Raw genomic sequence first — 11,955 nt, 5'->3', positions numbered from 1 at the left:
GGATGGACACGTCTACGCAAAGTAATAATGAAGACGCCCCACACCCCTATGTGGAACAAGGGCGTCTTTTATTTGCGCGCGACGTCACCTTCATGCGCTCCGCCGTCAGCTTGGCCACCCTCCCTGACCCCGGCCCGCCGGAAATTTGTTTTGCAGGACGCTCAAACGTTGGTAAATCCAGCCTGATTAACGCGCTGACCAATGTGAACGGACTGGCGCGCGCATCCAATACACCAGGCCGCACAAGAGAGCTGAATTATTTTAATATGGATGACCGTATCTGGCTGGTTGATTTGCCCGGCTATGGTTATGCGCGCGCGTCCAAAGTCGATATCGCCAAATGGACAGAGCTAACGCGGGCGTTCCTTCGGGGTCGTGCGCAGCTTCGCCGCGTCTTTGTTCTGATTGACAGTCGGCACGGATTAAAAGAGTCTGATTTTGAGTTGATGGATATGCTGGATGAGGCCGCAGTCACCTATCAGCTTGTCATGACCAAGGCCGATAAGATCAAACCGCCAGCCGTCGTCAAAGCTGTCGCGAAAGCGCAAAGTCAGATAAAGAAACGCCCTGCCGCCTTTCCCGTCATTATTCCGACATCATCGGTGAAGAAAACGGGGCTTGATATTCTGCAAGGTGAAATTGCCAGCTTGGCTTTGCCAGACCACCGCGTATAGTCGAGAAAATTACGGGGATAGCCATGTTAACGCGCCGCAAAAATGAAAATGGATGGACAAGCGCCCAGACTTTGTCAGAGGCCCTGCCCTTTATCCAACGCTATGCGGATCAAACGATTGTCATTAAATTTGGCGGCAATGCCATGGGGTCAGAAGAGCTGACCCGTCAATTTGCCAATGATGTTGTGCTGCTGCGCCAATTTGGCATTCGCCCGGTCATTGTGCATGGCGGCGGACCCCAGATTGGCGATATGCTTGGTCGCCTCAATATCAAAAGTGAATTTGTTGATGGCCTGCGCGTCTCTGATATTGAAACCGTAGACGTTGCCGAAATGGTGCTCTCTGGCGCAATTAACAAAGCCCTTGTCCAGGCCATAAATGAGGCCGGCGGCCGCGCGGTTGGTTTGTCAGGCAAAGACGCAAACCTTATAAAAGCCCGCCAGCTGCGCGAAGATCTGGGCTTTGCGGGTGAACCCGTAGAAACTGATATATCAGTGCTGAACACCTTATCAGCCGACGGCTTCATCCCCGTCGTCTCCCCTATTAGTGCGGGCGAGACAGGCGGCTCATATAACGTCAATGCCGACACAGCCGCAGGCGTCATTGCGGGGGCGCTGGGTGCGTCGCGGCTGATGCTGTTGACCGATATTGAAGGCGTCAAAGATAAGTCTGGCAACCTTTTGACCAATCTGTCTGTTGGTGATGCGCGCGGCCTTATTAAAGACGGCACCGCGTCGGGCGGCATGATTCCCAAAATTGAAACCGCAATTAATGCGGTCGAGGCGGGTGTGCGCGCTGTGGTCATTCTTGATGGTCGCCGCGCTCACGGCTTGCTGGTAGAACTGTTTACTGATGACGGTGCAGGAACGCTGCTGCGATGAAAACTCAGCGTTTTATCACAAGCCTTGTCATCGGAATTTTATCTGTATCGCCAGCGACCGCGCAGGACAATGACCCGCTAGCGTCTGTCAATTCTGATCCTAATGTTTGGAATATTTGTAACGAGACATCCTATGTGTTGCGCATAGCTGTGGGCACTATGATGGACGGCAGAATGACGCCTCGCGGCTGGCAACAATTGCGCTCTGGCGCCTGCATTTCCGAAACGCCGCCGCCTAATTCGCCCCGTTATGTCTTTGCGGAAAGCGCTCCTGTCCATTTGGGGCGTATCCGGGAATGGACAGGCAAAGTTAAATTATGCGCCAGCCGTGATGACTTCACAGCCGACGCTACACGCAGCTGCGCCCTACAAGATCTGGAAACGCGTGAGTTTTTGCACGTCAATCCAACAGAGCGGAACACAACCTTTATTGAAGCGGATAATTTTGGCGAGAACGCCGACACAGCAGGTCTGCAACGCTTGCTGCGAGATAATGGCTATAAAATCTCACGCATTGACGGCATTCCTGGACGACGCACAAGCCGTACATTATCTCAATTTATCAAAGACAAAGACTTGCCTAAAACCATGAGTGATGGGGAGACCTTTGACGCGCTCATCACGGCAGCGCAAGAACGCCAAGAGAGCATCGGGCTAAAAATTTGTAATAACTCCACCAACCGTATTTGGGTCGCAACAGCGGCGCGCGACGCAACGGAATGGCAATCACGCGGATGGTGGCCCATCGAAGTCAATGATTGCGCCCGCCCTATCACCGATAGTCTATCAGGCCAAGACGCCCACTTATACGCCGCCCAAGAACAAGTCGCGCCAGAGCCTGACACACTCCCCCCACCCGATAAACAGCTTCGAATAGTCACAGCCAAGCCTGTGCAGTTTTGTGTCGGCGAAGGCGTCTTTTCGGCCATGGGCAATGAATTTTGCGAAGACCGGGGCTACCGTGCTGTCAGCTTTCGGCCTATGCCAACTGATATTGACGGCACGACCATCACACTCACTGATGCCGATTTCACAACACCTAACGCCATAGGACTTCGCCGCTAATGTCGCCCGAGCTTTCCCATATTACCAACTGGATTTTTGATCTGGATAATACGCTATACCGTGGCGATGCAGCCTTTTTCTCGCAAATTGACAAGAAAATCACGGCCTATATTTCGCGCTACCTGACCCTGCAACCGCAAGCCGCGCGGCATTTACAAAAAGAATATCTGGCCGAATACGGAACGTCCTTATCGGGTATGATGGCGGTGCACGGCATGGACCCAGCAGAGTTTCTTGATTACGTGCATGACGTTGATTTGGACATGCTAAAGCCCGACCCTGTGCTGCGTGAGCGTATCGGCGCGCTGCCTGGCCGCAAATTTATTTACACCAATGGTTCCAAAGGGCATGCGCGCAATGTCGCCAGTCACTTAAATCTGTTTGATTTATTTGACGGTAGTTTCGGGGTCGAAGATGCCAATTATCAACCCAAGCCAAAACAGCCTGGCTATGATATTTTTAATGACGTTTATGATATTGATCCGACAAAAGCGGTATTTTTTGAAGACAGCGTGCGTAACCTCGAAGTCCCCAAAGCCATGGGCATGGTCACAGTCCTCGTTACGACCGAAGCAGATTTTTCTGACGAACCAGAGATAACCCGCCCCGCAGGCAGTACAACCCGCGCCGATTGGGTGGATTTCGTCACCAATGATATCACCGCCTTTTTGGGTGATATGACCTAAAGTCTGGCGCAGCCTAACCTTGACCAATGCGGCTCTTCTCCCTACTTACTCCCCATGACCATACGACCCATATTAACTGTCCCTAATCCGATCCTAAAGCAGGTATCAAAACCCGTTGATGCGGTGACAGATGACATCCGAACTCTCATGGATGATATGCTAGAGACGATGTATGCCGCGCCCGGTATTGGCCTAGCGGCTGTGCAAGTGGGCGAGCCGATTAATGTCATCGTGATGGATTTAGCCCGTGAGGGTGAAGACCCCGCCCCGCAATATTTCGTCAATCCAGAAATTTTAGAAGTCGTTGACGACTTAACGCCCTATGAAGAAGGCTGCTTGTCTATCCCGGATGTATTTGATGTTATTGACCGCCCGAAACGCGTGAAATTGACTTATCTGGATTACAACGGAGAGCGCGTAACAGAATGGGCCGAAGGCCTTTATGCCGTCTGTATCCAGCACGAAATGGACCACTTAAAAGGCGTCGTCTTTATCGATTACCTCTCGCGTATGAAACGTGATCGCGCCGTCAAAAAAGTCCAAAAGCAAGAGAGACTAAAGGCGACGGGATAGCCATGAACCTCCGCGTCGTTTTTATGGGTACGCCCGATTTCGCCGTGCCGTCTTTGTCAGAATTAATTGCCAATGGTTATGATGTGGTGCGGGTTTACACCCAACCGCCGCGCCCAGCGGGTCGGGGAAAATCACTCACAAAATCGCCCGTGCATCAATTTGCAGAGATTATGGGCATCCCTGTTGAGACCCCTGAAAAATTTCGTAAAAGCCGCGTGATTGACGGACTAGCGGCGCTTGACGCTGATGTCGCCTGTGTTGTCGCCTATGGTCAAATTCTTCCGCAACGTGCGCTAGACGCGCCGCGCTTGGGATGCCTTAATCTACACGGATCGCTGCTGCCGCGGTGGCGCGGGGCGGCCCCTGTGCAGCGCGCCATTATGGCGGGCGACGCGCAGACAGGCGTACAGATTATGCAAATGGCAGCGGGCCTTGATACGGGCGATGTCCTGCTATCAGAGACCGTGCCGATTGCAGATAATGACACAGCCGCGACCCTCTCTGAGCGTTTATCGCGTATTGGGGCTGGCATGTGGCCGCGCGCGTTGGCGGCGCTTGACCGCGGCGGCCTGACCCCGACCCCGCAATCGGGAGAGCCGACATATGCCCATAAAATTGATAAATCTGAAGCCCGCATCGATTGGACCCGTCCCGCGCGTGATTTAGATTGCCACATTCGCGGCCTCGCCCCTTTCCCCGGTGCGTGGTGCGAGATCGGCGGACAGCGCGTGAAAATTCATATGGCCAAGCCTGAGGATGGACAGGGCGGTGCGGGAACCGCCCTAGATGATAAGGGCCTGATTGCGTGTGGCCAAGGCGCGCTACGGCTCATCACTGTGCAACCTGCGGGTAAAGGTAAAATGAGCTTTGACGATTACGCCAAAGGCCGCCCCCTGCCCGCTGGCAAAAAGCTTTTATAAGGATTTTCAAATGGCTCTAGAACGCGAAACACTTCTATATCGCGGGCATCAAATTATCGCAAATAAGACTGGTGCTATGATTTATCCCGAAAAGCATTTCATTAAAGCAACGGAAATGACTGAAAGCTTATCATTTGCGAAGGAGTGGATAGATTCAAAATATGCAGAACGCCGCGTAAATAGGCGAAAAGAATACATTGGCACAGTTGACGATTGCGTGGACGCTCTGAGATCCATAACGCTTGGCGAACACTTGCATAAAATGCTCGTTGCTCATAAAAATGCTGAGTTGCATCGGTTGACCGCAACGCAGTTAGCAAATGCAGCGGGCTGGCCGAGTTATAGCTCTGCCAATGCTCATTATGGAAATTTGGCAAAGCAAGTTGCTGAATATATTGGTTTGAAAATTCCTGATTTCGAAGACGCCCCTTGGACGCTAGCCCTGGCGGATTTTGAAAAAGAGTCAAATGAGTGGATAATGCACAATGAAGTTGTAGAGGCGTTAGAGCGCTTAAACATCACCTAATGTCCCGCTATAAACTCACAATCGAATATGACGGCGCGCCTTATCAGGGGTGGCAGTGGCAAGACCATGCGCCCACCGTCCAAGGCGCGTTAGAGCGTGCCGCCGAGCGCATTAACGGCGAACCGACGGAAGTTTACGGCGCGGGCCGCACCGATAGCGGTGTTCATGCGCTGGCGATGACGGCGCATGTTGATTTTAAAAAACCGCTGCGTTCTGACAAAGTGCGTGACGCGCTAAACTATCATCTCGCCAATGAGGCTGTGTCCGTGCTGGACGCAAAGGACGTCGCCGATGATTGGCATGCGCGCTTTGATGCGCGTGAACGGCGTTATCTTTACCGCTTAATTGACCGCCGTCCGAAACTAGCGCTGGACGCGGGACGGGTCTGGCGACTGCCCATGAAGCTCGATGCGGAGCTTATGCACCACGCGGCCCAAGACCTTGTCGGTGAACATGATTTTACCACCTTTCGCGATACGCAGTGCCAAGCCAAAAGCCCCGTGAAAACACTGGACGCTATCACCGTTATTCGCGCAGGCGCAGAAATCCATGTGCATTTGCGCGCGCGCTCTTTCCTGCATAAACAAGTCCGCTCTATTGTTGGCACGTTGGCTGATATTGGGCGTGGATATCGGGGTGCCGATTATATAAAACAGGCCTTGAGGGCTCGAGACCGCACAGCGTGCGGACAAGTCGCGCCCTCCGACGGCTTATATCTAGTTAGCGTGCATTATGAGGATGACGCAGAATGAAACGACTATCACTCGGCCTCTTTGCTCTACTCGTCACAAGCACCGCTTGGGCCACATCTATTCCCCTCTTAGAAGGCACAGAATGGGGCCCTGAAAACGGCATGGGGCAATATATTCAATTCAAGTCGGGCGGAGAGGTTTTCGGCTTTACGGGCTGCAACACATTTATCGGTGATTATACCCAGTCAAGCGACCGCCTAACCGTGACCAATTTATCCGTCACAAAAATGCGCTGTGACGGCATGGACGGGGCCGAAGCCGCCTTTCTCGACGGCCTACGCGGCTCACACCGTGTCGATATGGTTGGCACCGATATGCGGTTTTACAATGTTGATGGCCGCTGGATTTTAGGCTTGCGCCAACGGGGGTAGGCCCTGCCTTTATGTTGCGCAGCGGCGTGCCACGCGCTAGGCTTTGAGTGACTTAAAAATCTTAAAGGCCGCTCCATGTCATCCAACGCACCCGACACAATTACTATTCGCCGTCCTGATGACTGGCATGTTCATTTGCGTGATGGCGCGATGCTAAAATCTGTTGTGAACGCCACGGCGCGGCAATTTGCGCGCGCCATTATCATGCCCAATTTATCACCGCCTGTGACAACAACAAAAGCCGCGAGAGATTACCGCGACCGGATTATGGCCGCGGTTGACCCAAGGCTGAACTTTACACCGTTAATGACCGCTTATCTGACCAATACAATTGACGCGGATGATTTGGTCGGGGGACATAAGGACGGTGTTTTTACAGCCGCGAAATTATATCCGGCCAATGCGACGACCAATTCATCCCACGGCGTGACAGATATTAAGGGGATTTATCCTGTGCTGGAGGCCATGCAAAAATCGGGCATGCCGCTTTTAATCCACGGCGAAGTGACCGATAGCCATGTTGATATTTTTGACCGCGAAGCCGTATTTATCGACACAATTTTGCGCCATGTCGTCGACGATATGCCGGGCCTTAAAATTGTGTTTGAACATATCACCACGAAAGACGCCGCCGATTTTGTCGCCGCATCTGGTCCAAATATTGCGGCGACGATTACACCGCATCATTTAGAATATAATCGCAACGCCATTTTCCAAGGCGGTATTCGTCCGCATTATTATTGTCTGCCGATTGCCAAACGCGAGGTTCACCGCTTGGCCCTACGCGCCGCAGCAACGTCGGGCTCTGATAAATTTTTCCTCGGCACTGATACCGCGCCCCACACGCAAACTGCTAAAGAAAGCGCCTGTGGTTGCGCGGGCGTGTACTGCGCCCCTGTCGCCATGGAAAGCTACGCTATGACATTTGAGCAAGAGGGCGCGCTGGATAAGCTCGAGGGTTTTGCCTCACTCCACGGACCAAAATTTTACGGCCTCCCCGTTAATGAAGAGCGCGTGACCATCAAACGCGCGTCCTTATCTGTAGGGCCAAGCATCGAAACGCCAGACGGTGCCGTTATCCCGTTCCACGCAGGCGAGACCCTGCCGTGGACATATGTCGGCGCGTAAGATGCCGATCGCGCAATTAGACCGCTCTGTGCTGCGCCTGTCTGGCGACGATGTGACGGCTTGGCTGGACAAGCTCGTGACCAATTCACTGGGCGGCGAGATAACATTTACGGCGCTGCTCACCCCGCAGGGTAAAATCATTGCTGATTTTTTTGTGACCAAACACGGTGATGACTTATTCATTGATACGCCGACAAAGTTTTTTGATGACCTGTTCAAGCGCCTAAAAATGTACCGCCTGCGCGCCCCGATTGAGATGACGCCAGAGCCAGATTTAAATGTCTATGCCCTTTGGGATGGCGACGGTGAGCTGGGTCATGATGACCCCCGTCACGGCGCCTTGGGACGGCGGCTTATCACGGCTGATTATTTTGACGACACAGGGGATTACAACGCGCACCGCTTGGCCCTTGGTGTGGTCGATAGTATGTGGGATTTTGAGATGACGACGATGTTTCCCGCCGACGTCAATATGGAATTAATGAACGGCGTTGATTTCAAAAAGGGTTGTTTTATCGGCCAAGAGGTGGTCAGCCGCATGAAGCGTATGACCACGGTTAAAAAACGCGCGCGCGGGCTTGTGCTGTCGGGAAACGCGGCGGCAGGAGATAAAATCATGATGGGCAGCCGCGTGATTGGCGAGGTAATGTCCGTACATGACACAATGGCGATGGGCCTTATCCGGCTTGACCGCTGGCAATCAGGCGAAGAAAGCCCAACGATAAATGAGCAGCGGGTCAGCATTATGGGAGGCGTTGATGGCAGTCGGTAAAGTAGACATTCATATTGACGACACAGCCGCCCTGCCCCGTTTTGCAGCGCTAAACGCGCAGTGGATAGAGGACCTTCATTTCTTAGAAGAGTCAGACAAGTTGATGGTCGCACAGCCCGAAATTTACATCCGAAACGGCAATCACGTTATTTCCGCCCATATTGACGGGCAGGTCGCGGGCGCGGTTGCGCTTAAAAAACATGATGACGGACGGTATGAGCTAACGAAAATGGCGGTGGATACCGATTTTCGCGGGCACGGTATTGGACAAAAACTAATGACCGCGACAGAGGATTTTGCGAAAAACACCATGGGATTGAGTTATCTATTTCTGCTATCCAATACGCGAAACGAGGCCGCGCTGCGCCTTTATGCGCGCAATGGTTGGACGGTCAATCACGAGGGGCCGCATCCCGTTTACGCGCGTGCCAATATTGGCATGGAAAAGCATTTATAATGGATGTGGTTCTGTGATTAATCTTGATGGCCGCACATTTACTCCGCGGTCTAACTCTGAGGGTGGGCGCGTTCAAAATGGAACTCTCTTTATTTATGAACAGTCTGGGATAGATTTCATCGCAAATTATAGCGGCCACGGCGTCAGTCACGGTCATATCATAGGTAAAATGACGGGGCCCGTCACGGCGGACATCGTTTACCACAGCCGGTCGCAGGACGGAGCATTAGAAGCGGGGCAAGCCACGGTTGAGTTCAAAAATGACGATAGTCAGGGCCTGACCATGCATATGAATTGGCAGTGGCTAAACCGCTCAAACGCTGGCGGGTCGAAAATTGGTGGAACATCGCTTTACAAAGAAATTTTATGACCAAGCACGCTTTTTTTGATTACCGCGATTTTGATGATAGCGCCCATGATCCGTCCCTGCCGCGCTGTGGATGGGTGCCAGCGGCGGATGCCTTTTATTGTGCTTATCATGACACAGAATGGGGTCGCCCCATCACAGATGACAAAGCGCTTTTTTCCAAGCTTATTCAAGACGGTATGCAAGCGGGATTGTCCTGGATTACCATATTGCGTAAACGCGATAATATCCTCGCGGCCTTTGACGGGTTAGACCCTGATATTGTCGCGACCTATAATGATGTCGACCGTCTGCGGTTGCTGGATAATGCTGGGATAATTCGGTCAAAAGCCAAGATTAACGCCGCCATTTCCAACGCGCAAATCTATATTAAAATGCGCGACGAAGACGGCGTCAATTTTTCTGATTATTTATGGTCTTTCACGGACGGTAAAACCATCATCAATGCGTGGGAGCATTTTAAAGACGCCCCCGTGCAAAGCCCCGAATCGGTCGCGATGTCCAAAGATATGAAAAAGCGCGGTTTTAAATTTGTTGGCCCTGTTATCCTATACGCCTTCATGCAAGCGGTTGGTATGGTCAATGATCACGCGGTTAGTTGCCATGCCTACGGCCCGTGCAAAGACGCCGCGCGATAGGCGCCGCACTTCAGGCGTAATGAATAATCACTAGCGCGAAACGATCCCCCTCGTTATAGCTAAAATAAACATAAAAGAGGGAAGCCCGTGACAGCCGTAATCAGTGCCACAGGTCTTTGGACGCCCAAAGACAGTATTTCAAACGAAGAACTTGTCGTCGCCTTTAACGCCTATGTCGATAAATGGAACGCAGAGAACGCAGATGAAATTGCATCGGGTGCAAAGCTACCACTAGACCACTCTAATGCGGCCTTTATCGAAAAGGCCTCTGGCATTAAATCGCGCTTTGTCATTTCAAAAGGCCCTATTTTGGATCCCAATGTGATGCGCCCCCATATCCCCGCACGCCCGAATGAAGAGCCGAGCATCCTGGCCGAAATTGCCGCAAACGCCGCGCGTGATGCGCTGGACGCGGTGGGGCGGGACGCAGCTGACGTCGACGCCGTCATTGTGGCCTGTTCCAATTTGCAGCGCGGTTATCCCGCCGTTGCCGTGGAAGTCCAAGACATCCTCGGCACGTCTGGATTTGCCTTTGATATGAATGTCGCCTGTTCTTCGGCCACATTTGGGATTGAAACCGCGCGCGGGTTAATCATGGGCGGGCAAGCAAAATCTGTGCTGGTCGTGAACCCAGAGATTTGCACGGCGCATTTAAATTTCAAAGACCGCGACAGCCATTTCATTTTTGGCGATGTTGCGACCGCCATATTGCTAGAACATAAAGATGTCGCACCCGCCGCACATTGGGAGGTTATTGGCTCTAAACTTGTCACGCAGTTTTCAAACAATATTCGCAATAATTTCGGCTTCCTTAATCACTGCGAAATTGAAGATGACGGTTTGCACGGCCAACGCGGACTTAAGGGTCTGACCGATAAGTTATTCGTCCAAAACGGCCGCAGCGTTTTCAAAGAAGTCGTGCCTATGGTCGCCAAGATGATTACCGCAGAATGCGAAGCCAACAACCTTGACCCCCACGCCCTAAAACGCATGTGGCTACATCAAGCCAATTTATCAATGAACCATTTGATAGCCAAAAAAGTGCTCGGTAAAGACGTCGATTTGGATAAAGCCCCCGTTGTGCTGGATGAATATGCCAATACCAGTTCTGCTGGCTCTATTATCGCCTTTCATAAATATTCTGACGACTTTAGCGACGGCGAAACAGGGCTAATCTGTTCCTTTGGCGCGGGCTATTCGGCTGGCGCGATATTTGTGCGTAAAGTTGCCTAACGTTGGAAAGTGCGGGAGGAAATGGTCCGCTGGCCTTATTCGGGATTGTCATACAGACGGTCTTGGTATTGGCGTTTATAGCGGGTCTTTTTTATCTGACGCGTAAATCAAAAATATTGCGCGTGATTTTGATTGTCGTAATAGCCCTGCTGATAATGCTCTCTGTTTTTGTTTTTGTGACTTATAAGGACATTGGCAAAGGCTTTGCGCTGTAATGGCCAAATCCCCTCCCAGCCGCGCATGGCAACGCATGTTATCAGGGCGTCGTCTTGACCTTCTTGACCCGTCGCCTTTTGATGTCGAGATTGAAGATATTGCGCGCGGCCTCGCGCGTGTCGCGCGGTGGAACGGGCAGACCTCTGGCGACCATGCTTTTTCTGTGGCCGAGCATAGCGTTGTCGTCGAGCATTTATTCACAACCTTAAACCCGCGATGCACCCCGTCTGAGCAATTAACCGCGCTACTGCACGATGCGGCGGAATATGTTATTGGCGATATGATTTCGCCGTTTAAAACAGCGCTGGGACTAGATTATAAAGCCTTTGAGGCGCGGTTAGAAGAGGCCATTCACATCCGTTTCGGCCTGCCGCCCAAAATGCCGCCGAGCCTTAAGAAGAAAATCAAACAATGCGATCTTTACTGCGCGTGGTTTGAGGCAACACAAATCGCAGGCTTTGACCCCGTCGAAGCTGACCAGTTTTTCATAACACCGCCCCGAGATATTGACGTGGCGATTAATCCTTTGTCCGTCGTAGCAGCCGAAAAAGCCTTCCTTGACCGCTTTGACTTATTGAACTCGTCCCTCACCTAAGGCTCGTCCAGCCGAGGGGCAGACGGCTGCATCATTTCACTAAACCATTGGCGCTGGGTGCGTTTCCTTCCTATATAGTGTAAGTAACACTATGGAGGAACC

The 11,955-nt window shown here is 52.1% G+C and carries 16 protein-coding genes; all 16 read left to right on the top strand.

The window, feature by feature from the left end:
* Positions 1-2: 2 nt before the first annotated feature.
* Positions 3-674 carry a ribosome biogenesis GTP-binding protein YihA/YsxC gene (yihA, locus tag AB6B37_RS00880; protein ID WP_371397005.1) on the top strand — a complete coding sequence of 224 codons (672 nt, stop codon included), beginning with the start codon at positions 3-5 and terminating at the stop codon, positions 672-674.
* Between the two features lie 23 nt (positions 675-697).
* On the top strand, positions 698-1,555 hold the full coding sequence (gene argB, locus AB6B37_RS00875; protein WP_371397004.1) for an acetylglutamate kinase: 858 nt from the start codon (positions 698-700) through the stop codon (positions 1,553-1,555).
* Positions 1,552-2,619 (top strand): DUF1036 domain-containing protein, encoded by a 1,068-nt coding sequence (locus AB6B37_RS00870; protein ID WP_371397003.1) that lies wholly within the window; start codon positions 1,552-1,554, stop codon positions 2,617-2,619. The genes argB and AB6B37_RS00870 overlap by 4 nt, the downstream gene beginning before the upstream one ends.
* Positions 2,619-3,305 (top strand): pyrimidine 5'-nucleotidase, encoded by a 687-nt coding sequence (locus AB6B37_RS00865; RefSeq protein ID WP_371397002.1) that lies wholly within the window; start codon positions 2,619-2,621, stop codon positions 3,303-3,305. The genes AB6B37_RS00870 and AB6B37_RS00865 overlap by 1 nt, the downstream gene beginning before the upstream one ends.
* Positions 3,306-3,359: 54 nt before the next feature.
* A complete protein-coding gene (gene def / locus AB6B37_RS00860; RefSeq protein ID WP_371397001.1) occupies positions 3,360-3,878 on the top strand; it encodes a peptide deformylase in 519 nt (172 codons plus the stop codon).
* Between the two features lie 2 nt (positions 3,879-3,880).
* Positions 3,881-4,798 (top strand): methionyl-tRNA formyltransferase, encoded by a 918-nt coding sequence (gene fmt / locus AB6B37_RS00855; RefSeq protein WP_371397000.1) that lies wholly within the window; start codon positions 3,881-3,883, stop codon positions 4,796-4,798.
* Positions 4,746-5,324, top strand: coding sequence for a hypothetical protein (locus AB6B37_RS00850; RefSeq protein ID WP_371398485.1), 579 nt, complete (start codon positions 4,746-4,748; stop codon positions 5,322-5,324). The genes fmt and AB6B37_RS00850 overlap by 53 nt, the downstream gene beginning before the upstream one ends.
* The gene (gene truA / locus AB6B37_RS00845) at positions 5,324-6,076 is read left to right on the top strand and encodes a tRNA pseudouridine(38-40) synthase TruA (protein ID WP_371396999.1); all 753 of its coding nucleotides are present in this window, start codon (positions 5,324-5,326) and stop codon (positions 6,074-6,076) included. Before AB6B37_RS00850 ends, truA begins: the two co-directional genes overlap by 1 nt.
* Entirely contained in the window at positions 6,073-6,447 is a 375-nt protein-coding gene (locus tag AB6B37_RS00840) for an META domain-containing protein (RefSeq protein ID WP_371396998.1), read from the top strand. Before truA ends, AB6B37_RS00840 begins: the two co-directional genes overlap by 4 nt.
* A gap of 75 nt (positions 6,448-6,522) precedes the next feature.
* Complete coding sequence (gene pyrC, locus AB6B37_RS00835) at positions 6,523-7,575, top strand: dihydroorotase (protein WP_371396997.1); 1,053 nt, start codon at positions 6,523-6,525, stop codon at positions 7,573-7,575.
* Positions 7,562-8,347: a folate-binding protein YgfZ gene (locus AB6B37_RS00830; protein WP_371396996.1), complete on the top strand. Its 786-nt coding sequence runs from the start codon at positions 7,562-7,564 to the stop codon at positions 8,345-8,347. Before pyrC ends, AB6B37_RS00830 begins: the two co-directional genes overlap by 14 nt.
* Positions 8,334-8,804, top strand: a complete 471-nt coding sequence (locus tag AB6B37_RS00825) for a GNAT family N-acetyltransferase (RefSeq protein WP_371396995.1) — start codon at positions 8,334-8,336, stop codon at positions 8,802-8,804. The genes AB6B37_RS00830 and AB6B37_RS00825 overlap by 14 nt, the downstream gene beginning before the upstream one ends.
* Before the next feature lie 13 nt (positions 8,805-8,817).
* Entirely contained in the window at positions 8,818-9,174 is a 357-nt protein-coding gene (locus tag AB6B37_RS00820) for a hypothetical protein (RefSeq protein WP_371396994.1), read from the top strand.
* Positions 9,171-9,809, top strand: a complete 639-nt coding sequence (locus AB6B37_RS00815; protein WP_371396993.1) for a DNA-3-methyladenine glycosylase I — start codon at positions 9,171-9,173, stop codon at positions 9,807-9,809. The genes AB6B37_RS00820 and AB6B37_RS00815 overlap by 4 nt, the downstream gene beginning before the upstream one ends.
* A gap of 87 nt (positions 9,810-9,896) precedes the next feature.
* Positions 9,897-11,042, top strand: a complete 1,146-nt coding sequence (locus AB6B37_RS00810) for a beta-ketoacyl-ACP synthase III (RefSeq protein ID WP_371396992.1) — start codon at positions 9,897-9,899, stop codon at positions 11,040-11,042.
* Between the two features lie 214 nt (positions 11,043-11,256).
* Positions 11,257-11,853 carry an HD family hydrolase gene (locus tag AB6B37_RS00805; RefSeq protein ID WP_371396991.1) on the top strand — a complete coding sequence of 199 codons (597 nt, stop codon included), beginning with the start codon at positions 11,257-11,259 and terminating at the stop codon, positions 11,851-11,853.
* The last annotated feature ends 102 nt before the right edge of the window (positions 11,854-11,955 follow it).

It is taken from the genome of Fretibacter rubidus (assembly GCF_041429785.1).
In the GTDB taxonomy this organism is placed as follows: Bacteria; Pseudomonadota; Alphaproteobacteria; order Caulobacterales; family Maricaulaceae; genus Fretibacter; species Fretibacter rubidus.
Note: the sequence above shows the minus strand (reverse complement) of the source record. Positions and strands in the feature narration are given on the sequence as shown.